Origin of the sequence: Aeromonas sp. S5(2024) (assembly GCF_041403025.1) — a bacterium.
In the GTDB taxonomy this organism is placed as follows: domain Bacteria; phylum Pseudomonadota; class Gammaproteobacteria; order Enterobacterales; family Aeromonadaceae; genus Aeromonas; species Aeromonas hydrophila.
In genome coordinates this window covers 197,611-222,053 of the sequence record NZ_JBGLRI010000004.1, presented here as the reverse complement: position 1 = coordinate 222,053, position 24,443 = coordinate 197,611, and the positions used below count along the sequence as shown (strand labels likewise).

The window sequence follows — 24,443 nt, the reverse complement described above, 5'->3', positions numbered from 1 at the left end:
TAGCGAAGCATAATCGTCCGCGGTGGCTATGGATATAGAGAGCGGCTGGAATGCCTACAAGGTGGCTATAACTGGTTTTCGCAATCGTCTGATTAGGCTTCGCTAATCAACGACTACATATTAACATTGCATATAAAAATAATTAATTTTATTTACAATGCATATCAGTTATTTTCATCTACGCTCACTGTTATTTTTGCTTTTTTGAAAGTATATGCAAGTAATAATTGGTTTATGAACAGGCTTACCCTAAAGTGATCAATATCATTCACGCCTTTTACCTTATCGGAGATTTTGTATAGTGCTACGTATACCATCCAAGCCATCAGTCGTATTCCTACAACAGAGGCAAATATACCAAAAGCAATTGTTGCATCTAATATAAAAAACTGATACCAACCAGTTTCCTGTATAAAAGAAAAAACATCATTAATATTAGAGCCGGCGGAAATGCTTAAAGCCACAGTAGCCGCAGACACTGAAATAAACAATGCCAATATACGATTCTTTGCATCTGACGTGTAAATGAGGTGAACGATAGTTTGTAAAGATGGCGAAAAATTATTGTTATGCTTTTTACGTAAGTCCAATAACTGATCTAGTTCCTTAGCTAAGGATAAATAACTATCCATTCCGACCCCAACTGTCTTCTGCAGCCAAATTAATTTTAACTTACTAAGTTTTTTCTCATTGGTTTTTAACTTTTTCTGCATTCTAGATACAACTATTTCATCCCTTAGCAAATTCAAACTAAAACATGACATCAAAAAACAAAACTCAAGCAAGAAAATAAAAATAGTTCTATTCGACAAACTAACATTAGCATGTGGGATAGCAAAAGCTTCAAATCGCCATAACATAGCCAAGATAAAAAAAGCTAACGATATAAGACACAACCAAAATCTAATTGTTTTAAATGTAAAAACACAATCATAAGATTCAAAATCTTCATAATAGGTATTTACCACTCTAAAGACTTGGCTCATATCTACCCCATAAATTTATAATCTTAATACGTGATTTTTAATAATAGAAGGGCGCTTTCGCGCCCTTCTATATTAATTACCCTTCCTGATTTTCCCCGGCTACCGGTTCGGTTCCGGCTGCGGGTTCAATCTCGATACGATCGACGCGCTGCAAACCCCGGGGCAGCTTGGCGCCGCGGCGGCCGCGCTCGCCACGGTAGTAGTCAAGGTCAGACGGTTTGAGGGTGAGCTTGCGCTTGCCGGCAAACAGGGTGACCGACTGGCCTTGCGGGATGACGGCGGCCATCACCACAAACTCCTCCCGCGCCTTCACGCGAGCAGAGGGGATGCTGATGAGCTTGTTGCCCTTGCCCTTGCCGAGCACCGGCAGGGTATTGAGCGGGAACAGCAACATGCGCCCCTCGTTGGAGATGGCCATGCAGAGATCCGTGTCCGGCGCGCCTATCCTCTGGGGCGCCATGACGATGCCCCCTTCCGGCACGGTCAGCAGCGCCTTGCCGTTCTTGTTCTTGGCCGTCAGGTCGTCGTATTGGCAGACGAAGCCGTAACCGGCGTCGGAGCAAATGAGATACGGCTCGCCCTCGTTACCCATCACCAGATGACGCACCTCTTCACCGGCCCCCAGCGCGAAGCGGCCGGTGAGCGGCTCGCCCTGACTGCGGGCAGAGGGCAGAGTATGGGCCTCCAGCGAGTAGGTACGTCCCAGGGTAGAGAGGAACACCGCCTGCTGGTTGCTGCGGCCATGGGCGTGGGCGAGATAGTTGTCCCCCGCCTTGTAGGAGAGGCCCTCCACATCCACGTCGTGACCCTTGGCGGCGCGTACCCAGCCCTTGTCGGAGAGGATCACGGTCACCGGCTCGCTCGGGGTGAGCTCCTTCTCGGTCAGGGCCACGGCGGTGGCGCGCTCCACCAGCGGGGTGCGGCGATCGTCGCCGTACTTCTCGGCATCCGCCAGGATCTCTTTCTTGAGCAATGTGCTGAGACGACGCTCGGAACCCAGGATCAGTTCCAGCTTGTCGCGCTCTTCGGCCAGTTCGTTCTGCTCGGCGCGCAGCTTGAACTCTTCGAGCTTGGCCAGGTGGCGCAATTTGAGCTCGAGGATCGCCTCGGCCTGGGTCTCGCTGATGTTGAAACGCTCCATCATCACCCGGCCCGGCTCCTCTTCGGTACGGATGATCTCGATCACCTCGTCGATGTTGAGGTAGGCGATCAGCAAGCCTTCGAGGATGTGCAGGCGGGCCAGCACCTTGTCGAGACGATATTGCAGGCGACGGCGCACCGTCTCACGGCGAAAACTCAGCCACTCGGTGAGGATGGTCTTGAGGTCTTTCACCTGGGGCCGATTGTCCAGACCCAGGATGTTGAGGTTGACCCGGTAGTTCTTCTCCAAGTCCGTGGTGGCGAACAGGTGGGCCATCAGCCCCTCCACGTCCACCCGGTTGGAGCGCGGCACGATCACCAGACGGGTCGGGTTTTCGTGGTCCGACTCATCGCGCAGATCGGTGACCATGGGCAGCTTTTTGGCCACCATCTGGGCGGCAATCTGCTCCATGATCTTGGCGCCTGAGGCCTGATGAGGCAGCGCGGTGATAACGATGTCGCCATCCTCCTCGTTCCACACCGCCCGCTGCTTGATGGAGCCCTTGCCGGTCTCGTAGATTTTGCGGATGTCGTCGCGGGGCGTGATGATCTCGGCGTTGGTCGGGTAGTCCGGCCCCTGCACATGGGCCATCAGCGCATCCAGGCCGGCATTGGGGTTGTCCAAGAGCTCCACGCAGGCGTGGGCCACTTCCCGCGCGTTGTGGGGCGGGATATCGGTCGCCATCCCCACCGCGATGCCGGTCACCCCGTTGAGCAGGATGTGCGGCAGGCGGGCGGGCAGCACCACCGGCTCTTTCATGGTGCCGTCGAAGTTCGGCGTCCACTCCACCGTGCCCTGTCCCAGCTCGGAGAGCAACAGCTCGGAGAAGCGCGACAGCCGCGCCTCGGTATAACGCATGGCGGCGAAGGATTTGGGATCATCCGGCGCCCCCCAGTTGCCCTGACCGTCCACCAGCGGGTAGCGGTAGGAGAAGGGCTGGGCCATCAACACCATGGCCTCGTAACAGGCGATGTCGCCGTGGGGGTGATATTTACCCAGCACGTCACCCACGGTACGGGCGGATTTCTTGTGCTTGGAGAGGGCCGACAGACCCAGCTCGCTCATGGCGTAGATGATGCGCCGCTGCACGGGCTTGAGGCCGTCGCCGATATGCGGCAGGGCCCGATCCATGATGACGTACATGGAGTAGTTCAAGTAAGCCTGCTCGGTAAAGGTGCGCATTGGCTGGCGCTCGACCCCGTCCAGACTGAGCTCGATAGCATCACTCATAAGGTTGTTCTCTTGCTATGGCACGCCCTCAGAGGGCACGCCGGAAATGCGGGTCGGCAGGGGGCCGACGGTGAATCACAAGACCCCCTCCCAACCTCCCCCTCCATGAGGGGGAGGAGAGGCTTGGCCCCCTCCCCTTGCGAAGGGGAGGGCCGGGGTACTTGCGACTCGCTTTAGATGATGGCGAGGTTGCCCTTCTCTTCTAGCCATTCGCGGCGATCACCGGCGCGCTTCTTGGCCAGCAGCATGTCCATCAGTTGCAGGGTCTCGCCCCCATCTTCCCCTTCTGCCCCTCCTTCCGCGCCCATGGTGAGCTGCACCAGGCGGCGGGTGTTGGGATCCATGGTGGTTTCCCGCAACTGCTTGGGGTTCATCTCACCCAGCCCCTTGAATCGGGTCACCATCACCTTGCCCTTCTTCTTCTCGGCCTCGACCCGTTGCAGCACGCCGTTCTTCTCGTCCTCGTCGAGGGCGTAGAAGACCTCCTTGCCGATGTCGATACGATAGAGGGGCGGCATGGCCACATAGACATGGCCCTTCTCCACCAGCGTGCGGAAGTGCTTCACAAAGAGGGCGCAGAGCAGGGTGGCGATGTGCAGACCGTCCGAGTCGGCATCCGCGAGGATGCACACCTTGCCGTAGCGCAGGCCACTGAGGTCGTCGGAGTCGGGGTCGAGCCCGATCGCCACCGAGATGTCGTGTACTTCTTGCGAGGCGAGCACCTGACCGGCCTCCACCTCCCAGGTGTTCAGGATCTTGCCGCGCAGCGGCATGATGGCCTGGAATTCGCGGTCGCGCGCCTGCTTGGCACTGCCGCCCGCGGAGTCACCCTCCACCAGGAAGAGCTCCCCCTGCATGGGATCGGCGCAGCCGCAGTCGGTGAGCTTGCCGGGCAGGGCCGGGCCCTGGGTTATCTTCTTGCGCACCACCGTCTTGGCGGCGCGCATCCGGCGCTGGGCGCTGGAGATGCAGAGCTCCGCCAGCTGTTCGGCCAGCTCGGTGTTGCTGTTCAAGTAAAGGCTGAAGGCATCCTTCACCACGCCCGACACGAAGGCCGAGCTCTGGCGGGACGACAGACGCTCCTTGGTCTGGCCGGCAAACTGCGGGTCCTGCATCTTGATGGAGAGGATGTAGGCGCAGCGATCCCAGATGTCTTCCGGGGTGAGCTTGACCCCGCGGGGCAAGAGGTTGCGGAACTCGCAGAACTCGCGCATGGCGTCGAGCAACCCCTGGCGCAGGCCGTTGACATGGGTGCCACCGAGCGCGGTGGGAATGAGGTTCACATAGGATTCGGCGAGGCATTCGCCCCCTTCCGGCAACCAGCACAGGGCCCAGTCCACCGCCGACTGCTCGGAGCTGAAAGAGCCGACGAAGGGCTGCTCCGGCAGGCAGGTGAACTGCTTTACCGCGTCGATGAGGTAATCCTTGAGGCCGTCTTCGTAGCACCACTCAAGCTTGATGCCGGTGTTCTTGTCGAGGAACTTGATGGTGAGGCCCGGGCAGAGCACGGCCTTGGCTTTGAGCAGGTGCTCGAGCTTGGAGACCGAGAAGCGCGGCGAATCGAAGTAGCGCGCCTCTGGCCAGAAGCGCACCCGGGTGCCGGTGTTGCGACGGCCGCAGGTGCCGGTGATGGTCAGATCAGACACCTTGTCGCCCCGCTCGAAGGCGATGTCATAGACCTGGCCATCGCGGCGCACCGTCACCTCGACCCGCTCGGAGAGGGCGTTCACCACCGAGATGCCCACCCCGTGCAGACCGCCGGAGAACTGGTAGTTCTTGTTGGAGAACTTGCCGCCCGCGTGCAGCTTGCAGAGGATCAGCTCCACCCCGCACACCCCTTCCTCCGGGTGGATGTCGACCGGCATGCCGCGGCCGTCGTCGATCACCTCGAGGGACTGATCTTCATACAGGGTCACCTCCAGGGTACGGGCGTGACCCGCCAGCGCCTCGTCGACGCTGTTGTCGATGACCTCCTGGCCGAGGTGATTGGGCCGGGTGGTGTCGGTATACATGCCGGGGCGGCGACGCACCGGTTCAAGGCCATTGAGGACCTCAATGGCATCCGCATTGTATTGAGTAGACATGGAGGGCCTTGCGAATTGACGTTTGGGGAGAATCTTACTCGTTGGGAGGGTATTGGACAAACCCGGCGGCGGCAAAGCTTGATCCGGACGGGGTAAGTCGCCCCGCCTGCCCGTTCAGCGCGCCTCGGCCGCCACCGGCAGCGCCTGCTGCAACTGGGAGAGCGAGCTGTGCAGCCGCCACACCATGCCGGCCAGCTCCCGCGCCGTCGGCTCCCTGTGGTTGGCCAGGGCCGCGCTGATCCGCTGCAGCTCGCCCAGGGTGCGATCCAGGGAGGCGTGCTGCACTCCCTGCTCGGTGAGGATCCCCTGCAGAGAGCGGATGCAGTTGTCGCGCACCAGATAGAGGGGCTGATCCTCGCCGCGCCACTGACGCAGCTGCCAGACGATGTGGCTGCAGTTGAGCAGCACCACGCCCCAGCGCAGCACCCAGAGGCGGGCGGTCTGATCCTGGCTCTGGCTGAGCTGGCTGATGCAGTGATAGATGAGCGATTCGAACTGGCTCTCGCTCTGGCGCGGGGCCGGCTCCAGTTGATCCATGAAGTGGCGGCGCAGGGAGCGGATGAGGCGGCGGCTCTTGCGCCGATCCGAGCTCGGTCGCAGCAGCTGGAACGCCAGTCCGGCGCCCATCCCCCCCAGCGCCTGCCCCAGGCTGCCGTTGATGTACTGCAGGTAGTCGTAGCTCGGCGGATTGGTGATGGCGAGAAAGGAGCCGAGCAGCACGATGAGCTGGCCCCACAGCACCGCCTGCCTGGGCTGTTGCTGCTTGAACAGCTGCATGGTGATGAGCACGGGGAACAGCAGGGCGCAGAAGAGCCAGAAGTCGTCGAGCCGGATCATCAGGCCGAACTTGACCGCGAAGCAGATGAGGCTGAGCAGCAGGATCGCCTTGAGCATGGTGTTGGCCCCCTTGGCCGGCGCCGGGGTGGCCGAGTAGAGCACGCAACAGATGGAGAGCAGGGTCAGCGCAGAACTGCCCGCATCCCACTGGCTGTGGATCCAGAAGGCGCAGCCCAGCAGCACGCAGAGGAAGGTGCGCCCACCGTTGTAGGCCGCCTCCAGCGTATCGGTGTGGCTGGTGAGCGAAGAGTGGCGTGGCGGCGCCGGCCACTCCTGATCGTCGTAACGGGCCAGCCGATCCAGCCAGCGCTGACACTCCAGATAGCTCCAGCAGAAGTGGCGCAGCCGTCGCCAGAAGGTGTGCAACCGGTAGTCGCTGGCCGCCGTCGGCACCAAGGGGGCCAGCAGCCGGGCGATGCGGTACTTGTCACAGCCGGGCTGGCCCAGCTCGACCAGCAGCCGCTCCAGCAACGCCTGCAGCCCCTCCGGTTGCGTCGGCCAGTTGTGCAGCATGCGGCGCTGGCTGGAGATGAGGCTGATGAGCCGCAGCTGGCGGTGCAGCAGGAAGTTGAGCAGCCGGTTGTGGCGACGCAGCCGATGGTGGCTCCAGACCGCCTGGATGCGTAGCACGTTCATGGTGAGGATCTGGCCGATCAACCCCTCGTGGGCGGTGCGCACCTCCGGGCTCGCCTCCCCCAGCCAGAGCAGCTGGGCATGCTCCAGCAGTCGGGCCTGGGTCTTGTGCAGCGACTGCAGCAGGGTCTCACCATCCGAGGTGCTGGGCAGGATCATCATCAACAGGCCACCGCAGAGGATGCCGATGATCACCTCGCTCACCCGCGCCTGGGCGATGTCGAAGATGTGTTGCGGGTCGGTCACGTTGACGCAGGAGAAGGCGATGATGGCGGCGGTGTAGCCCGCCAGCGCAAAGGCGTAGGAGACGTTGTTCTGATGGTGGTTGGAGATGTAAGTGCAGAGCGCCAGCCAGAGCGCGATGAGGAAGCTGAACAGCCAGGGGTCGCTGATGCCAAGGCCGGTGATCACCACCGCCGCCATGGCACCGATGAGGCTGCCCACCACCCGTCCCAGACTCTTGCTGATGACCCCCCCCACGGTGGGAAAGCTCACCACGGCGGCTGAGGTCATCGCCCAGTAGGGGGAATCCAGCTCCAGCACGAAGGCCAACCAGAGCGACAGGCACATGGCCAGGCTGTTGCGCAGGGCATAGCGCCACTGGCCGCCATTGGCCTTGCCCCAGGGGGTCTGGCGCCAGAGCGAGGCGGCCACCTTACTCCCCTATGGTGATGGTGCAGGTGGTGCCCGCAATCAGCGTCAGCCCGGGCGGCACCTCCAGCAGCTTGATCCGCACCGGCACCCGCTGGGCCAGCCGCACCCAGGGCACATTGGGTTTGACGTCCAGCAGCAGGTTGTCGGCCCCCTCCACGCTCTGATCGTGGATGGCGCGCCCTATGCTCTCCACTTCGCCGCGCAGCCGCTGCTCCCCGCTGTAGAGCACCACCTCGGCCGGTTTGCCCGGCGCTATGTGCCTGAGCTTGGTCTCCTCGAAGTAGCCCTGCACGTAGAAGGAGTGGATGTCCACCAGTGCCACCAGCGGCACGCCGGCGCTGGCATAGTTGCCGACCCGGGTCTGCAGGTTGGTGATGTAGCCGTCGCTCGCGGCATGTACCCGGGTCTTGGCCAGCGACCATCTGGCCTGCTCCAGATTGGCCTGGGCCACCTGGTAGGCCGCCTTCATCGCCTGGGCATTGAGGCGGGCCTCATCCACCGCCTCGGCGGAGATGACGCTGCGCGACAAGCCGCTGCGCCGGCTCGCCTCGTGCTCTGCCTTGTCGAGATCCGATTTGGCCTTGGCCAGCGCCGCCTGGGCGTTGTCCAGCGTGATCCGGTAGGGCTCGGGATCCAGGGTAAAAATCTCCTCCCCCGCCTTCACCAGCTGGTTGTCCTTCACCGCTATCTTGATGATCTTGCCCGACACCTCGGGGGTGATGCTGACCAGCTCGGCCCGCACCTTGCCATCCCGGGTCCAGGGCCCCTGCATGTAGTAGTTCCACAGCCACCAGCCCGCCGCCAGCGCCAGCGCGCAGACCAGCAGGGTAGAGAAGTATTTGAGGGTCGCGAGGGGTGATTTAGCCATGTAGCAATATCCATAGGGCGCCGCTGACGGCGAGGATAAACAGGGAGAGATCCATCAGCAGGGGATGCCAGACATCCCCGCCGTAGAGCCAGCCACGCAGCAGGTGGTGCACCGGCAGCCAGCCCAGCAGGCCGAGCAGAACCGCCTTGAACAGGGGGGGAAAGTAGAGAGAGGCGCCCAGGATCAGATCCGGCAGTGCTGAAGTTGTCACAAGCGGGCTCCCTGTTGGCAAGCGAGAGAATGCGGACTCAAGGCCCGCCATGCGGCGGGTCTGGCAAGACTATCACAGCCCCGCAGGGTGCTACAGGAGCAGATGAGACCCTCCCGGTCAGACCAGCCGGTCCGCCGGATGGTTGATGCCATCGAGCAGCGGCACCTCGCCCAGCTCGAACGGATTGACGCCTTCAAGGCAGGCGAGGTTGTAACCATACTGGGCCGGATTGGAGCGGCGCTGATGGTGGGTGTAGATGCCGCAGATGCTGCAGAAGTAGTGCTTGGCGGTGTGGGTATTGAACTGGTAACAGCTCAGCACATCCTCCCCCTGCAGGATACGGATGCCGGACAGCGGCACCGAGGCGACGATGGCGCCCCGGCGTCGGCAGAGCGAGCAGTCGCAGCGGCGCGGATCCACCACGCCATCCGGCAGGGTCAGCTCCAGCACCACGGCGCCGCAGTGGCAGCTGGCCTTGTGTCGCTCCTGAATGGGGGTATTGCCGATGCGCTTGATCATGCTGCCTCCTTGCAGACGGGCTCAGGTTCCGAGCCAATCAATCAAACAGGGTATCCTGCCGCCCCTGCAAAAGATGGTCGTACAGGGTGCGCAGCTGGGACGCCACAACCCGATGGCGAGAGAGCGGGGGCAAGTTGTCGATGGGGAAGTACCCCGCCCCTTTGGTTTCATCGGTTTCGTCCAGCAGCTGGCCGCCGGTCGCCTCGCACAGAAAGAACGCCTTGTGAGCGTGGGGCAGCTGGGGTGGATGAGGGTGCTTGAGCTTGTCGAACAGCGCCAGCAGTTGCACGGCCCGACACGCCAGGCCGGTCTCCTCCACCACTTCGCGCACCACGGCCTCCGCCGGCGAGTCACCGATGTCGCACCAGCCCCCTGGCAGGGTCCAGCAGCCGTCGCTGCGCTCCTGCACCAGCAGGATATGGCCTGCATCGTTCTGAATGAAGGCCCGCACATCGAGCTTGGGGGTGGGATAACCGCGATCGAGGGCGATCCAGCCGCTGATGGCTTCCGGTGCCAGCTCGCTCTGGCTGGCGATGAGCGCCACCGTGGCCGCTCGCAGCGCCTCGAAGCGGCCGATGTCGAAGGGATCTTTGGAGTAGGTGAGCCCAGCCTGCGCCGTGGCCAGCACCTGTTCCAGAAAGGTGGCCAACGGCGGCTGCATGGCTAGAGCCCGAGGAAGCGGACGATCTGGGCGGGGTAGCGTTCGAACGCCACGAAGGCGTGATCGCCACCGCACTCCAGCGAGAGACGGGCAAAGCGGTATTCGTCCAGCGCCTTGCGATAGTCGAGCACCTCGTCTTCCTGCTGTTGCAGCACCCAGAGTCGCTCGGGGGCGCTCACCGGCACCGCCAGCGCCCGCAGCTCATTCATGTGTTCAGGCAGCAGTTGATACTGCTCCCCCGTGTAGGGGTTGGTCTGGGGGCCGAGGTAGTCGCAGAGCAGCTCGTGCGGGCGTACCGCCGGGTTGATCAGGGCGGCGTGGCAGCCGTAGCGCTCGCTGACCCGGGTCGCCATAAAGCCGCCGAGGGAGCTGCCCACGGCGCCAAGCTTGAATTCGTTGCCATAACGGCTCTGCAGATCGGCAATGGTCTGCTCGATGGCCGCCCAGGCCGCCGCCGGCGTGTTGGGCTGGGCCGGGATCACCACCTCGATATCGGGTCTGTGTTCAGCCACCCAGGCAGCCATCTGCTGCGCCTTGGCAGAACCGGGCGAGGAGTTGAAACCGTGCAGGTAGAGGAGAACGGGCTTCATCTCAGCTCCTCAATAACCGGTGGCATTGGGGTCGGGCACAAACTGCCCCACCGGCAGACGCCACACCTGGCTGGCGATACGGCCATCCGGGTAGAGGGTGAGGTAGCGCCAGCCCGGGCCGGATTCGTCCAGCGCGAAGCCATCAGAGAGCGGTTTGAACTGGATGCAGGTGGAGGGGCTGGCGATCAGCCTCACCCCGCGGTGCACCTCGTCAAACTCCTGGTGGACATGGCCGAACAGAATGGTCTTCTGCTGCGGGTGGCGGGCCAGCACGGCAAACAGGTCGTCGGCATTCTTGAGATTGTGCTGATCGAGCCAGGCACAGCCCACCGGCACCGCCTGATGGTGCAGGGCGATCAGGGCATGACGCTCGGGATGCTGGCGCAGCGCCTGATCCAGCGCCGCCAGCTGGTGATCCCCCAGCACCCCGTGGGGTTTGCCGCGCACCTGGGTGTCCAGCAGGATCACCTGCCAGTGCTCGCCTACCAGCTGCTTGGCCTCGCTGATGCCGGCCGCATGCAGGTATTCGGTCATCAGGGGGCCGTCGTCATGGTTGCCGGGCAGCCAGTAGATGGGGCGCGCCAGCGGCGCCATCATGGAGGCGAAGCGCTGGTAGGACTCCGGACTGTGATCCTGGGAGAGATCCCCGGTGGCGAGGATCAGATCGAACGGATGGTCATTGGCCTGCACCCGTTCCAGCACGGCAGCCAGGCTCTCGGCAGTGCGCACGGCCAATAGCCGCCCCTCGGCACTCGCGAAGAGGTGGGTGTCGGTAATTTGCAACAGGCGCACACTGCCGTCCTGCGCCTGGGGTAGCTCTGTTTCCAAAATCACGCTTCTTTTTATGAGTTCAACTAGAGGATGTTTATCAGGCTGGTACCATGTCTGAGACAAAATTTTAGCCAATCGGCCAGAAACAGGTTTACCTGCTCCTTTTCATCCCGCTGGTGCATATTTTTATTGGGATAATCATAACGTGGTTGCAACCTTGAAATCTGTTGCGCCGCACACACTTCCGCCATCCGCACGTCATGGTACAAACGAATCTCTATCCGGACCTGCAAATAACTCGGCAATTCCGGGTTGTGCTGGGCCAGGATCACCTGGCTGGTGAAGCGACTCTCCTCGCTCACCGTGAGCTGAAACTGCAGGCCGTTGCCCACCTGATAGCGGCGTTCGGCGCCGACACTGCCGCCCGGGGGCAGTAGTTTCATCAGGGTCATGTAGTTGACCTCGCAGGTACGCTGCAGGGACATCAAATCAGGCACATAGCGCTTGGCCTGGGTATGAACGAGTGCCACCTTAGCGCCCCGCCAGCCAGCGGGCACGCAGCTCGCCGTGATTGAGAGCCAGCCACTGTAAGGCGATGACGGAGGCGGCGTTGTCGATGCGCCCCTCTTTGAGCCAGGCATAGGCCTGCTCGCGGCTCACCACGTGGACCCGGATGTCTTCCCCCTCTTCCGCCAGACCGTGGATCCCCTCGGCCTTGCTGGCATCCACCTCGCCCACATAGACCTCGATACGCTCGGTGCTGCCGCCCGGGCTCACCAGATAGCTGATGGCGTGCTCGCAGCGGCCGACCTCGATGCCCGCCTCTTCCACCGCTTCGCGCCGCACCACCTCTTCAGCGACCTCACCCGGGTCTATGATGCCGGCCACCAGCTCCAGCAGCCAGGGGGTGGCGCTGGTCTCGATGGCGCCGATCCGAAACTGCTCCACCAGCACGATCTGGTCGCGCACCGGGTCGTAGGGCAACAGGGCGGCGGCATGGCCGCGCTCGAACAGCTCGCGGACGATGGGCTCGTTCCAGCCCCCTGCAAATAACCTGTGCTGCAGACGATAGACGTTCACTTTGAAGAACCCGTTATATCCTGCTGATTTATCGATAATTTTCACGTCATCGGCAGAGTAGTGACGGGTTTGGGGCAAGGCTTGCTGCGACATACGAGACTCCCGCCAGCTTGACTTGGCTCGGTTAGGCCATAAAATTCGGGAACATGAATGAACATTCATTCACTCACTCCCGTCGGAGATGAGGGACGGATTTTAGCAGCCACAGGACATTTGGCTAGGCACGAGGGGGAGAAAACTCACCCTCGTTCTTGACGTTCCTGTCGCTGGAAAAGAGACAGTTATCATAAAATTTTGCTTATAGTAGAGTGATTAAGCTGCAATCAAGCTTGGTCGGTGACAATATTTGCCCTCTCCAGCAACCAGTTTGGGTTACTACATAAGGTTAAATCGATCTATGAAAAGAACACTTTTGTCCGTCATGGTGTTGCTGGGCGTCAGTGCCGGTGCCCATGCCGAAAACCTGCTCGACATCTACCAGCAAGCCCAGATCAAAGACCCGCAGTTGCTGCAGTCCAAAGCCGTTCGCGATCAGGCCTTCGAGAAGATCAACGAAACCCGTGCCCCTCTGCTGCCCCAGATCGATCTGGGTGCCGGACTCAATTATCTGAAAAACAAGAACGATACCCAAAGCAACAACAACGCCAAGGGTGAAGTGACGCTGTCGCAGTCCCTCTATCGTCGCAGTAACTGGGTCAATCTGGATATCAGCGAGAAGCAGGCCACCCAGTCTGATGTTGCCTACAACCTCGAGATCCAGAGCCTGATGCTGCGTACTGCCCAGGCCTATTTCAACGTGCTCAAGGCGATGGACACCCTGGAGTTCGTGCGCGCCAACAAGGTTGCGGTAGAGCGTCAGCTGGAACAGACCCAGCAGCGTTTCGAAGTGGGCCTGACCGCCATCACCGACGTCCACGAAGCCGAGGCCTCTCGTGACCAGGCGCTGGCGGACGAGATCAACGCCGAGAACTCGCTGGACAACAGCTACGAGACCCTGCGCGAGCTGACCGGCATCGATCACCGTCAGCTGGACGTGCTCAACACCGATCGCTTCAGCCCGCAGAAAACCGCCTTCGGCTCCGACAAGTGGCTGGAGCTGGCGCTGGACAAGAACCTGCAACTGCACAGTGCCCGTATCGGCAAGGACATCGCCAAGGAGCAGATTGACCTGGCCAAGACCGGCCATGAGCCGACCCTGGATCTGGGTGCCGGACTGCAAACCAGCAATACCGATTACAAGCTCGATAGCATGCCGGGCGGCAATGACAATCAGGCCAACATCGGCCTGACCTTCAAGCTGCCGCTCTACAGCGGTGGCGCCACTAGCTCCAAAGTGAAGCAGGCTCAGTACAACTACGTGGCGGCCAGCGAACTGCTGGAGAAGAACTTCCGCTCGGTGCAGAGCACGGTGCGTTCCTCCTACAACAACGTGAACGCCAGCATCGGCTCGGTACGCGCCTACAGCCAGTCCGTCATCTCCGCCGACAGCGCCCTCAAGGCGACCGAAGCGGGTTACGAAGTGGGTACCCGTACCATCGTCGACGTGCTGGACTCCACCCGCAAGCTGTACGAGGCCAAGCAGAAGCTCTCCGAAGCCCGTTACAACTACATCCTCAATATCCTGAGCCTGAAACAGGCCGCCGGGGTGCTGGAAGCGCAGGATCTGGTGGAAGTAAACCAGGGTCTGATGCCTGCCACCGCAAAAGCCAAGACCAAAGTCTGATAGTCGTTATCGGGAATGAAAAAGGCGACCATCAGGTCGCCTTTTTGTTATCCGGGTGTCGTCGCTTGCTGGCGATGGCCCCGGATAAACGGAGCCAGCAGTATTAGCCGCGTTCGCGGATGGTCTTGATGATGTCGCTGGTGGAGCAGCCATCCTCGAAGTTGAGGACCCGCACCTCGCCGCCGTTGGCGGTCACCTCGGCGTAACCGGCAATCTCTTCCGGCTTGTAGTCGCCGCCCTTGACCAGCAGGTCCGGCAGCACCTCGGCGATCAGTCGCTGCGGAGTGTCCTCGGAGAAGGGCACCACCCAGTCCACGGCCCCCAGCGCAGCCAGCACGGCCATCCGGCGCTCGGTCGGATTGACCGGACGACCCGGCCCCTTGAGGCGACGCACCGACTCGTCGGTGTTGACCGCCACGATCAGGCGATCCCCCAGCTTGCCGGCATTGGCCAGGTAGGAGACGTGACCGGCATGCAGGATGTCGAAGCAGCCGTTGGTCATCACCACCTTCTCGCCACGCAGACGGGCGGCCTGCACGGCAATCTTGAGCTGGGCTTCGGACATGACGCCAAAGCCGGTCTCCTGCTCGGTGTAGAGGGCGTTGGCCAGCTCAACCGGGCTGACGGTGGAGGTCCCCAGCTTGCCGACCACGATACCAGCGGCGGTGTTGGCCAGGGCACAGGCTTCGTCCAGGCTCTTGCCGGCGGCCAGCGAGGTGGCCAGGGTGGAGATGACGGTATCACCGGCACCGGTCACGTCATACACCTCGTGGGCCTGGGCCGGCAGGTGCAGCTCGGGTTGGCCTTCGCGGATCAGGGTCATGCCGTTCTCGGAACGGGTGACCAGCAGGGCCTCCAGTTCGAAACGCTTGACCAGCTCCAGCCCCTTGGCAACCAGCTCCTCTTCGCTCTTCACCTTGCCCACCACGGCCTCGAACTCGGACATGTTGGGGGTCAGCAGGGTAGCGCCGCGGTACTTCTCGAAATCGGTCCCCTTGGGATCGACCAGCACCGGGATGCCGGCGGCGCGGGCGCGCTGGATCATGCCGGGCACGTCGTTGAGGGCACCCTTACCGTAGTCGGAGAGGATCATCACGTCGCTGTGCGGCAGCGCCTGCTCGACCTTGCCCATCAGCAGGGTGGAGTCCACATCGTGGAAGGCCTCTTCAAAGTCCAGACGCAGCAGCTGCTGGTTGCGCGACAGCACGCGCAGCTTGGTGATGGTCGGGTAGTCGGCCAGACGAACGAAGTCACAGGCGACCTTGACGCCGGCCATCTGGCCAGCCAGGGCATCGGCGGCCTCATCCTGACCGGTCAGACCCAGCAGCACGGCGTGGGCGCCCAGCGCGGCGGAGTTGAGCGCCACGTTGGCGGCGCCACCCGGGCGCTCCTCAATGTGTTCGACCTTGACCACGGGCACCGGTGCCTCGGGCGAGATCCGGCCGGTGGGGCCATGCCAATAACGGTCCAACATGACATCGCCAACGACCAGAACGCGGGCTTTTTCAAACTCGGGCAGGGTGATCTTCATCTGTATCGACTCTCAAAACCTGAAAAATCAGTCGCCGATTTTATCACACTCTTTTATTTGAGGGAGAAAAAGCAAACCTGCGGCTTCCATTTAAAGAAACCGGTAGTGACGATTCCCGTCACGCCAGTGAACCACCATCAGCCCCTCTGACCAGCACATAGCCATTCGCCCCCGACCCCGCTTTTCGGCTAGAATCCCCGCTTGCGAATAAAACGATCCGTTCAGGATCCCCACGTGCCTTTATCGCCTCCCCTTATTCGACCGGGCTTGCCTGGTGCATGGCGATTGCGAACAAGAGACTTTTCATGGCCCACGACAATGCTCCCCGCCTCGAACCCCGCCTGTTTCATCCCCGCTACTGGGCCAGCTGGTTCGGCCTCAGCCTGCTCTGGCTGCTGGTGCTGCTGCCCTGGCGCAGCCAGATGTGGCTGGGATGCCAGCTCGGCAGTCTGGCCCGCAAGCTGCTGAAATCCCGCGTCAAGATTGCCCGCCGCAATCTGGAGCTGGCGATGCCCGAGCTGACCAAGGATGAGCGCGAGAAACTGCTCAAGCAGAATTTCGAGAGCGTGGGCTGCGCCATCTTCGAAGTCGGCATGGCCTGGTTCTGGCCGGATTGGCGGATGCGCAACCTGATGAAGGTAGAAGGGGAAGAGCACGTCATCGCCGCCATGGAGAAGGGTCAGGGCATGCTGCTGCTCTCCTGCCATTTCCTCACGCTGGAGCTCAACGCCCGCTGCTTCGGCCTGGTGCGGCCCGGGGTCGGCGTCTACCGTCCCAACACCAACCCGGTGCTGGAGTATGCCCAGTACCACGGCCGCTGCGCCTCCAACAAATACCTGGTGGACCGGATGGACGTGAAGGGGATGATCAAGGCGCTGCGCAACGGCGATGCGCTCTGGTATGCGCCGGATCATGACTACGGTGCCCATGCCAGCGTGTTCGTGCCCTACTTCGCGGTCGAGCAGGCCGCCACCATCACCGGCACCGCCACCCTGGCGCGGGTGAAGAACACCGTCACCCTGCCTTGCTACAACATCCGCACCAGCGAGGGTTACACCCTGCATATCGGGGCGCCGCTCGCCGACTATCCGAGCGGTGACGACCTGGTCGATGCGGCCCGTGCCAACCGCGAGATAGAAGCCGCCGTGCGCAAGGCGCCGGAGCAGTACATGTGGCTGCACCGCCGCTTCAAGACCAGGCCCAACCCGGACGATGCGGGCTATTACTGAGTGGGAAAAAACCGAAAAAGCCGCCGAAAGGCGGTTTTTTCTGGCCTGTTGCCGGTAAAGGGTTTTCATTCGTGGCTGAATATTTTATTAATGGCCCTGCCGAGCGGCGGGCCCCGGCCCGCCAGCAATACCAATAACGAAGGGAAGCGAACATGAAAGCCACTCTTTTGCTGGGCGCCCTGTGCGCATTGACCGGCTGCAGCCAGCAGACCCACAGCGTCCATCTGACCTCCCTCCCCTTAAGCGATCTCAAGGACGTGAACGCCCAGTGGAGCCCGCTCACCCGGATGGAGTCCCGCTACCCCAAAGAGGCCATCCTGGCCGGGCAGACCGGTTGCAGCTCGCTCGAGTACGTGATCAACCCGGCGGGACGGGCCGAACAGATCCGGGTGCTGGACAGCAGCGACCCGCAGTTCAGCGACGCCGCCATCGCCGTGCTGCAGCAGTGGCAATGGCAGGCTACCCCCACCAACTCGCAGCACATTCCGGTAAAATCCCGTACCCGCTTCGAATTCTGCATCGAGCACAACGGCCAGCCCTGCGACACCAGCGAACTGGAACTGCGCTGCCAGGGGGAAGACGTGGTGCGCAGCACCGGGCTGATCTACACCCAGGTCTGAATCAGCCACGCAGGCCTTCGTTGCCAGCCCGCTGGCCCTATCGACAGCCAAAGAAAAAGGTGAGCCAGGCTCACCTTTTTGCATTGCAAGCGCTGCGGCGCGCGGCTCATCACCCTTGCCGGTGCAGCCAGGCGGCGATGGCCAGTTGCAGGCGCACATAGTCGGCCTGAAGGAACAGGGCCGGCAACGCCTGCTGCCAGTCGGCCTGTCCGGCGACCGAGGCCAGCCGCGGCCCGAGCCCGGTCAGCTCAACCAGCCAGTCCGCTGCCGGCAACATGCCGGCCGCCTCGGCAATCAGGTCCATGCCCAGGCGCAGCTGCTGCAACGCCAACCCCTGTGCCTCGGCGTCCGTCTGTTCCAGCCAGTACAGCTCGTGATGCTGCCAGTGCTGCAGGCCGAGGGCGATACGCTCGGCCGCACTCAGGTCAGTCAATGCAGGCAAGGCTTGCAGCGCCAGCGGCTTGCCGAGCCCCGCCAGCCGATAACCACGCTGGGCCTTGGACTGAGCCCCGAGCCGCAGGCCGCCAAGCCCGGCCAGCTGCTCTGCCAAGCCAAACAGGGCGCTCGCCTCGCCGGATTTGAGCTCCAGCTCCAACTCGTCGATGAGGCTCTTGCCGAGCACGCCGACAATCTCCCCCTGATCCCAGGCCAGCTCGATTTCGGCTCCCGCGAAGGCGATCAACCAGTGGCGACGCAGGAAGTCGGTACGAAACTGGGCCACCAGGGCGCCCTGGATTGCATCACGAGCGGAAAGACTCGGCCAAATCTCGTCAGGAAAAGCGTCAAGCGCGGGCATATCGCCAGCGACCGGGGCATTGTATTCGGGTCTGGCATGCAGTCCGCCCACCGCCTGGCCCCGACATTTAATCGTCTGTTCGGCGAAATCATCGCTGCGACGGATCCGCAAACCCATCTCCAGGCGGCGCAAATCCAGCGCTGGCGTATCAAAATAGACATTGCCGAGCTCGGCTTGAGAGTTGGATATAATTTCCAGTGAATTCAGAAGGTTGAAAAAAGGCTGTCGAATATCTCGGGAGACAAAAAACTTTATCTCGATCTCAGTTTGCATAGTCATTCCGGGCTGGCAGGCAACTTTGGGGGGCGTGATGCTAAGCGCGAGGATATAATGCCTGCGATACATCAGGATTAATTCACGGTTTTATTGATGGCGCAGTTCGGTTACCATGCGCCCCTCATAAAATCGTATCGAGTGTTTTTTCACCGACACAGGTTTGGCCATGCCAGTAAATACTATTTTGGGGCTTTTTGCCAAGTCCCCCATCAAGCCGCTGCAGAAGCATATCGTCAAGGTTCACCAGTGCTCCCAGCAGTTGGTTCCCTTCTTTGATGCCGTTGCCGAAGACCGTTGGGAAGATGCCGAGAAGATCCGGCAGCAGATTGCCCAGCTGGAAAAAGAAGCGGACATCCTCAAGCGTGAAATTCGTCTGAAGCTGCCTCGCGGCCTGTTCCTGCCGGTTGCCCGTACCGACCTGCTCGAACTGCTGACCCAGCAGGACAAGATTGCCAACCGTGCCAAGGATATTTCCGGCCGCATGCTTGGCCGTAAAATGGAATTCCCCTCCGAGATGCGTGCCGATTTCATGGCCTATCTCAAACGCTGTATCGATGCGACCGCCCAAGCCGAGAAAGCCATCGGAGAACTCGATGAGCTGCTCGAAACCGGCTTTAAAGGACGTGAAGTTGAAATGGTTGCCGAGATGATCCACCAGCTGGATCTTATCGAGGACGATACTGACACCATGCAGATCGGGCTGCGCCAACAGCTGCAAGCCGTTGAGCAGAAATACAATCCGATCGACGTTATGTTCCTCTACAAGATCCTCGAATGGGTAGGTGACCTGGCAGATCAGGCCGAGCGCGTTGGCGCCCGTCTGGAACTGATGCTGGCTCGTTCGTAATCGACTGACTGGGTAAACACTGAATGGACATTATCGCGAATTACGGCACCACCCTGGTGCTCGTGGCGGCGTTGTTCGGCTTTTTGATGGCCTGGGGTATTGGCGCGAATGACGTCGCCAACGCCATGGGCACGTCGGTCGGCACCAAATCCCTGACCATCCGTCAGGCCATCATCATCGCCATGATCTTCGAGTTTGCCGGTGCCTATCTGGCCGGCGGCGAAGTGACCGCTACCATCCGCAACGGCATCATCGACAGCAACGCCTTTGCCGATACCCCGGATCTGCTGGTGCTCGGCATGATAGCCTCCCTGCTGGCTGCCGGCGCCTGGTTGATCCTGGCCTCCTACTTCGGCTGGCCCGTCTCCACCACCCACTCCATCATCGGCGCCATCGTCGGTTTCGCCGTGGTGAGCATTGGCCCGGAAGCGGTGCAGTGGAGCAAGTTCGGCGGCATCGTCGGCTCCTGGATCATCACCCCGGCCATCTCCGGCGTCATCGCCTACTTCATGTTCATCAGCGTGCAGAAGCTCATCTTCAACACCGATGATCCCCTCAACAACGCCAAGCGCTACGTGCCCTTCTACATGTTCCTGACCGCGCTGGTGATCTGTCTGGTGACCATCAAGAAGGGGCTGACCCACGTCGGTCTGCACCTGACCAACGGCGAGGGCATCCTGCTCTCCATCGCCATCTCCATCGCGGTGGCGTTTGCCGGCTGGCTCTACATTCGCGGCCAGCAGTACAACCCGCAGGATGACAGCAAGATGCACTTCGCCAACGTGGAGAAGGTGTTCGGCATCCTGATGATCATCACCGCCTGTGCCATGGCCTTTGCCCACGGCTCCAACGATGTGGCCAACGCCATCGGCCCGCTCTCCGCGGTCGCCTCCATCGTGGCCGCCGGCGGCGAGATCGGTGGCAGCTCCCACATCGCCTGGTGGATCCTGCCGCTCGGCGGCATCGGCATCGTCATCGGTCTGGCCACCATGGGTGAGAAGGTGATGGCCACCGTCGGTACCGGCATCACCCACCTGACCCCAAGCCGTGGCTTCGCCGCCCAGCTGGCTACCGCCGCCACCGTGGTGATCGCCTCCGGCACCGGTCTGCCCATCTCCACCACCCAGACCCTGGTCGGTGCGGTCATGGGCGTGGGTCTGGCGCGCGGCATCGCGGCGCTGAACCTGGGCGTGCTGCGCAACATCGTGGTCTCCTGGGTCATCACCCTGCCTGCTGGCGCCATCCTGGCCATCGCCATCTTCTACGTGCTGCAGATCTGCTTCTCCTGAGGCGCGCTGCAATGAAAAGCCCGGGTCATTGACCCGGGCTTTTTTTATCTCGGCGCACTCATCCACACCTTGGGGACGCGAGCAACTTGCATCACCCGCCCCACAGGCGCAGACTGTTTGGCCTTGTTTCGACTCAAGGCACCCATCATGACGCCAGCCATCAACCTGCTGAAGAAGCTCAAGATTCCCCACAAGCTCTACCCCTACGAGTGCGAAGCCCACGACGACTTCGGCAAGCATGCCGCGACCCAGCTCGGCCTGCCGGAAGCTCAGGTGTTCAAGACCCTGATCGCCCATCACGACAAGCAGGCGGTGGTGGCCATCGTCCCCTCGTCCGGCCTGTGCAGCCTCAAGCAGCTGGCCAAGGCCACCGGTCTCAAGAAGGTGGAGATGATGAAGCCGGCAGAAGCAGAGAAGCTGACCGGCTACAAGGTCGGTGGCATCAGTCCGCTGGCCCAGAAGAAGCTCTTACCCACCGTGCTCGACGACTCGGCCATGCAGTTTGACGAGATCCTGGTGAGCGGTGGCAAGCGCGGCCTCTCGGTGGGGGTAGCGCCCGCTGACATGCTGCGCCTGATGAAGTGGATTGCCGCCCCCATCGGGGAATAGAGGCGTGAGCGGGCCTGCCACTGCGCAGGCCCGCCCGGCCACTCTCGTTTACGGGAGCATGCCCAGTGCGCGGCGGCCATGGTCGTTCAGATCGGCCAGGGTGAAGCGCCCCTGCCAGTCGGCCTCGTAATCTTCGCGGGGGAAGTCGCCAGGCGAAGTTCCCTGCTCCAATGCCTGCCGCACCAGGCGCGCATAGGCCAGGTTCTTCTCGCAACGGGGCGCCGCCGGAATATACATGACGTTGCCCCACCCCTGCTGCTGCTCCACCGGCGCCACGCCGTGGATCAGGTCGCAGTGCCACCAGACCGAATCCCCTGCCGTCACCGCCGGGATCGAGCTCATCGCCCGCAGCAACAGCGAGTGCCAGGTCTCGGAGACCGGCAGCACCTTGCCCGGTGCGACACCGCACAACTCATCCTCCGGTACGTCCGGCTGCAGCGGCCGCAGCAACACGTAGGCCATCGCCTCGGGGATCGGCACCACGTGCAGCAATCCCTGCCCCGACAACATGTCGGAGAGCGCCGTCCACCCCTGGAAGGTACGAAATACCGAGCACTTGGTGGTGTTCTCCACACTGTACTCCTCGACCTCGGTGCGATGGGCCGCATCCCAGGGATCGTAGGCGGCTATGTCCCCCCGGAAAATCGACGCAAACACCTGCTGGTAGGCCGGCAGCAACCAGCGCTCGAGGGCCCCCGAGTCGGTATGGGCACCCAGCCCGCGAGAACAGGTACCGGGCAGACGGCGGCGAATGCGATCGGGATAGATGATGCTCACGTCCGGGTCGAACCAGTGTGTCCCATCCGGCCGCTCGAACTGCCACAGGCGGTTCAGGAACGACTGCACGGTCGCCATCTCGTCGCTCTGGCGCGCCTCCATCTGGGCCCGTGACCAGTAGATGGGATAAATCTCGGGGCGCGACGCGGCAAGGGAGCCGAAGAAACTGTCGCCGGGACCGCGATACAGCGCATCAAAGCGGTTGAGATCCAGGTAGTCGAGCATGTCGCGATCCCAGGCCAGCGCCCGTTCGCGAGCAAAGTGCCCGCGGATCACCAGGCAGCCGCGCCGCCGTATGGCTGCACGCTCGGCCTCGCCGACCTGGCCCGCTGCCAGCGCCTGGTAATCCAGTTCTGGCCACACCGGCTCACCACGGGCACGCAACGCTTCCACCTCGGCCACCCGCGCCTCGATGCGGCGGCTGACCTCGGCAAAGACCGCCTCCACGTCGCCGAGTTGTGCGCGCAGGGCTTGTTTCATCTGACGGATGGCCGCCTTGTGATCGGCGGGCAACTGGGTATGGGTGACGCTCATCTTGCCTCCTGGATAATGGGTGAAAGTCAGCAAGCAACCTTCGTTCGAAATAATATTTAATTTCAAAAACAAGATACATTAAAAAAATGTTAATACAATCCTCGCCGCACCCGGGTGGTGAAGGCGCAGCGAGAAGCAGTGCAGAGAGAGAAGCGAAGGGAGAGCAGCAGCGAGCAGACAAGACGGCAAAAACAACAGGGCGGCCATGGCCGCCCTGTTTATTCAAGCACCGCGCAAGGCGGCCGTGAGGGTCGAGAAGCGCAGGCGCTGGAGCCCCTGCTCATCGAAGTTGTCAGGCGCCAACCAGCGCGCAAAGCAGGTCTGCAGCGCCGGCCACTCGCTGTCGATCACTGAGAACCAGGCGGTATCGCGCGTGCGCCCCTTGTCCACCCGGCTCTGGCGAAAGGTCCCCTCGTAGCTGAAACCAAGGCGCAGCGCCGCCTGCCAGGAGGGCTGGTTGAAGGCATTGCACTTCCATTCGTAACGCCGATAACCGAGGGCAAAAGCATTGGCCATCATCAGCACCATGGCCGCCGTCGCCAGCCGCGAGCGCTGCAAGGCGGGGGAAAAGTGCAGCCAGCCCACCTCGATGCTGCCGGCCAGGGGGTCGATACGCAGGTAGCTGGCCAGCCCCAGCGGCTGTTCACCATCCTGGTCGAAGATGGTGTAGAACTGGGGGTCGCTCTTGACGGCGCACTCTCGCAGCCAGACCAGCATGTCCGCCTCTGTTGCGTATGGGCCTGTGGTCAGATAGGTCCACATGGCCCCGCTGTCGGCACTGAAAGCCTGCCACAGGCCGGGACCGTGACGCTCAGGATCCAGCGGCTCCAGCCGGCAGTCCCAGCCGTTGAGGGGGCGATGGGGCGGAAACTCGGCGCCCCGCCAGTCGGGCAGCGGCGCACCGACCGGCTGGCCGAACTCGTTCAGATGGATGTCAGCAGCCACAGGCAATCCCTCCCGTTTGCAGCACGCCCGGTTCGCTACCGGTGACGACGGCAAAGCCGTCCTGCCGCCACCAGTGCAGCCCGCCGATCAGCTCCTTGACCTGAAAACCGAGCGCCGCCAGCTTGCAGGCGCCCCGGGTCGAGCCGTTGCAACCGATGCCGTCGCAATAGCAGACATAGACCTTGTCCCGCGCCAGTGCGGCCGTGGTGGCCGGGGTCATGGTAGCGTGGGGAAAGCTGATGGCGCCGGGGATGTGTCCCTCGGCGTAGTGACCGGCAGAGCGGGTGTCGATGACGACGATCCGCTCTTCGCCGGCCAGCAGATCGGCAGCCAGATCCGCCGGGTCGGTGCGAAAGGCCAGCTGGGCCTCGAAGAACAGGCGGGCTTGTTCGGCACTGGCCAACCCGCTGCTCAATACATGACTCATAGTGACACTCCTTGTACTCAAACCCGGATCCGGGTGGTGATGTCGGTGGTGACCGAGTTGGCGATGAAACACTCCTCGTGTGCCTGGTGGTGCAACTGCTCCAGCGCGGCCAGCTCCGGCTGACGTTCACCGCCGAACTGCACCAGCGGCTGCAGGGTGACCCGGGTGATGGCCTGACGACCTCGGGCATTAGCTTCCATGATGCCCACCGCCTCGTCCCGGTAGCTCTCCACCAGATAGCCTGCCCTGGCCGCCAGCCAGAGGAAGGTGAGCATGTGGCAACTGGAGATCGCTGCGACGAAGGCCTCTTCCGGGTCGACGTTCTCGGCCACCGACCAGGGCAGCGGCACCACGTGGGGAGACGAGGAGGCGGGCACCCTGACGCCGCCGTCGAACTCCCACCAGTGGGCCCGGCTGTAACCTTGATCGACGAAGGGCTCGCTGGCCCCGCGCTGCCAGCTGATGGTGGCGCTGTACTCCGACATGCAGACTCCTTTCATTGCCAATAGTTGTGAATCCCGAACCTTGAGCCTCAATGTAGCGACATAATGGCCTTGCCACGCCGACCAATTTTG

Annotated in this window: 24 protein-coding genes; 6 read left to right on the top strand and 18 right to left on the bottom strand. The window is 61.9% G+C overall.

What is annotated here, in order from left to right; translation table 11 throughout:
- Positions 1-164 precede the first annotated feature (164 nt).
- The 12 genes from ACB032_RS10490 to nudF form a co-directional block, all read right to left on the bottom strand.
- Positions 165-986 (bottom strand): hypothetical protein, encoded by an 822-nt coding sequence (locus ACB032_RS10490; protein WP_371137891.1) that lies wholly within the window; start codon positions 984-986, stop codon positions 165-167.
- Between the two features lie 76 nt (positions 987-1,062).
- Entirely contained in the window at positions 1,063-3,357 is a 2,295-nt protein-coding gene (gene parC / locus ACB032_RS10485) for a DNA topoisomerase IV subunit A (RefSeq protein ID WP_371137890.1), read from the bottom strand.
- A 173-nt stretch (positions 3,358-3,530) separates the two neighbouring features.
- Positions 3,531-5,441 (bottom strand): DNA topoisomerase IV subunit B, encoded by a 1,911-nt coding sequence (gene parE, locus ACB032_RS10480; protein ID WP_371137889.1) that lies wholly within the window; start codon positions 5,439-5,441, stop codon positions 3,531-3,533.
- Between the two features lie 114 nt (positions 5,442-5,555).
- Positions 5,556-7,565 carry an FUSC family protein gene (locus tag ACB032_RS10475; RefSeq protein ID WP_371137888.1) on the bottom strand — a complete coding sequence of 670 codons (2,010 nt, stop codon included), beginning with the start codon at positions 7,563-7,565 and terminating at the stop codon, positions 5,556-5,558.
- Between the two features lies 1 nt (position 7,566).
- On the bottom strand, positions 7,567-8,433 hold the full coding sequence (locus ACB032_RS10470) for an HlyD family secretion protein (RefSeq protein WP_270813703.1): 867 nt from the start codon (positions 8,431-8,433) through the stop codon (positions 7,567-7,569).
- Positions 8,426-8,695, bottom strand: a complete 270-nt coding sequence (locus ACB032_RS10465) for a DUF1656 domain-containing protein (protein ID WP_371137887.1) — start codon at positions 8,693-8,695, stop codon at positions 8,426-8,428. The genes ACB032_RS10470 and ACB032_RS10465 overlap by 8 nt, the downstream gene beginning before the upstream one ends.
- A 66-nt stretch (positions 8,696-8,761) precedes the next feature.
- Positions 8,762-9,163, bottom strand: a complete 402-nt coding sequence (locus ACB032_RS10460; protein ID WP_049046069.1) for a GFA family protein — start codon at positions 9,161-9,163, stop codon at positions 8,762-8,764.
- A 37-nt stretch (positions 9,164-9,200) separates the two neighbouring features.
- Positions 9,201-9,824 (bottom strand): NUDIX hydrolase N-terminal domain-containing protein, encoded by a 624-nt coding sequence (locus ACB032_RS10455; RefSeq protein WP_371137886.1) that lies wholly within the window; start codon positions 9,822-9,824, stop codon positions 9,201-9,203.
- Between the two features lie 2 nt (positions 9,825-9,826).
- Positions 9,827-10,414 carry a YqiA/YcfP family alpha/beta fold hydrolase gene (locus ACB032_RS10450; RefSeq protein ID WP_011707474.1) on the bottom strand — a complete coding sequence of 196 codons (588 nt, stop codon included), beginning with the start codon at positions 10,412-10,414 and terminating at the stop codon, positions 9,827-9,829.
- A 9-nt stretch (positions 10,415-10,423) separates the two neighbouring features.
- The gene (gene cpdA / locus ACB032_RS10445) at positions 10,424-11,242 is read right to left on the bottom strand and encodes a 3',5'-cyclic-AMP phosphodiesterase (RefSeq protein ID WP_011707475.1); all 819 of its coding nucleotides are present in this window, start codon (positions 11,240-11,242) and stop codon (positions 10,424-10,426) included.
- A gap of 26 nt (positions 11,243-11,268) precedes the next feature.
- Positions 11,269-11,670, bottom strand: a complete 402-nt coding sequence (locus tag ACB032_RS10440) for a DUF1249 domain-containing protein (protein WP_371137987.1) — start codon at positions 11,668-11,670, stop codon at positions 11,269-11,271.
- Positions 11,671-11,716: 46 nt separating this feature from the next.
- Positions 11,717-12,358: an ADP-ribose diphosphatase gene (nudF, locus tag ACB032_RS10435; RefSeq protein WP_016352088.1), complete on the bottom strand. Its 642-nt coding sequence runs from the start codon at positions 12,356-12,358 to the stop codon at positions 11,717-11,719.
- Positions 12,359-12,662: 304 nt separating this feature from the next.
- Between nudF and tolC the strand changes: the two genes are divergently transcribed.
- Positions 12,663-13,988: an outer membrane channel protein TolC gene (gene tolC / locus ACB032_RS10430; protein ID WP_024944694.1), complete on the top strand. Its 1,326-nt coding sequence runs from the start codon at positions 12,663-12,665 to the stop codon at positions 13,986-13,988.
- 103 nt (positions 13,989-14,091) lie between these two features.
- Here the strand turns inward: tolC and hldE are convergent, their stop codons facing one another.
- Positions 14,092-15,519 (bottom strand): bifunctional D-glycero-beta-D-manno-heptose-7-phosphate kinase/D-glycero-beta-D-manno-heptose 1-phosphate adenylyltransferase HldE, encoded by a 1,428-nt coding sequence (hldE, locus tag ACB032_RS10425; RefSeq protein ID WP_024943164.1) that lies wholly within the window; start codon positions 15,517-15,519, stop codon positions 14,092-14,094.
- A gap of 305 nt (positions 15,520-15,824) precedes the next feature.
- Between hldE and lpxL the strand changes: the two genes are divergently transcribed.
- Both lpxL and ACB032_RS10415 read left to right on the top strand, forming a co-directional pair.
- Entirely contained in the window at positions 15,825-16,748 is a 924-nt protein-coding gene (gene lpxL, locus ACB032_RS10420; protein ID WP_371137885.1) for an LpxL/LpxP family Kdo(2)-lipid IV(A) lauroyl/palmitoleoyl acyltransferase, read from the top strand.
- A gap of 152 nt (positions 16,749-16,900) precedes the next feature.
- Positions 16,901-17,368: an energy transducer TonB gene (locus tag ACB032_RS10415; protein WP_102987919.1), complete on the top strand. Its 468-nt coding sequence runs from the start codon at positions 16,901-16,903 to the stop codon at positions 17,366-17,368.
- A gap of 109 nt (positions 17,369-17,477) precedes the next feature.
- On the opposite strand, the gene ACB032_RS10410 is transcribed toward ACB032_RS10415, so the two are convergent.
- A complete protein-coding gene (locus ACB032_RS10410; RefSeq protein WP_371137986.1) occupies positions 17,478-18,437 on the bottom strand; it encodes an inorganic triphosphatase in 960 nt (319 codons plus the stop codon).
- A 169-nt stretch (positions 18,438-18,606) separates the two neighbouring features.
- Here ACB032_RS10410 and ACB032_RS10405 point away from each other — a divergent pair, with 169 nt between their 5' ends.
- The 3 genes from ACB032_RS10405 to ybaK all read left to right on the top strand — a co-directional run bounded on the left by ACB032_RS10405 (position 18,607) and on the right by ybaK (position 21,185).
- Positions 18,607-19,287, top strand: a complete 681-nt coding sequence (locus ACB032_RS10405) for a TIGR00153 family protein (RefSeq protein WP_005305357.1) — start codon at positions 18,607-18,609, stop codon at positions 19,285-19,287.
- Between the two features lie 23 nt (positions 19,288-19,310).
- Complete coding sequence (locus ACB032_RS10400) at positions 19,311-20,576, top strand: inorganic phosphate transporter (protein WP_371137884.1); 1,266 nt, start codon at positions 19,311-19,313, stop codon at positions 20,574-20,576.
- A gap of 147 nt (positions 20,577-20,723) precedes the next feature.
- Positions 20,724-21,185: a Cys-tRNA(Pro) deacylase gene (ybaK, locus tag ACB032_RS10395; protein WP_029302130.1), complete on the top strand. Its 462-nt coding sequence runs from the start codon at positions 20,724-20,726 to the stop codon at positions 21,183-21,185.
- Positions 21,186-21,233: 48 nt separating this feature from the next.
- On the opposite strand, the gene ACB032_RS10390 is transcribed toward ybaK, so the two are convergent.
- From ACB032_RS10390 to ACB032_RS10375, 4 genes are all read right to left on the bottom strand, one after another.
- Positions 21,234-22,496, bottom strand: a complete 1,263-nt coding sequence (locus ACB032_RS10390) for a DUF1479 domain-containing protein (protein ID WP_371137883.1) — start codon at positions 22,494-22,496, stop codon at positions 21,234-21,236.
- A 222-nt stretch (positions 22,497-22,718) separates the two neighbouring features.
- Positions 22,719-23,441 carry a GNAT family N-acetyltransferase gene (locus tag ACB032_RS10385; protein WP_371137882.1) on the bottom strand — a complete coding sequence of 241 codons (723 nt, stop codon included), beginning with the start codon at positions 23,439-23,441 and terminating at the stop codon, positions 22,719-22,721.
- Positions 23,431-23,868 (bottom strand): rhodanese-like domain-containing protein, encoded by a 438-nt coding sequence (locus ACB032_RS10380; protein WP_371137881.1) that lies wholly within the window; start codon positions 23,866-23,868, stop codon positions 23,431-23,433. The genes ACB032_RS10385 and ACB032_RS10380 overlap by 11 nt, the downstream gene beginning before the upstream one ends.
- Positions 23,869-23,885: 17 nt before the next feature.
- Positions 23,886-24,353, bottom strand: a complete 468-nt coding sequence (locus tag ACB032_RS10375; RefSeq protein ID WP_045788948.1) for an OsmC family protein — start codon at positions 24,351-24,353, stop codon at positions 23,886-23,888.
- Between the last annotated feature and the right edge of the window lie 90 nt (positions 24,354-24,443).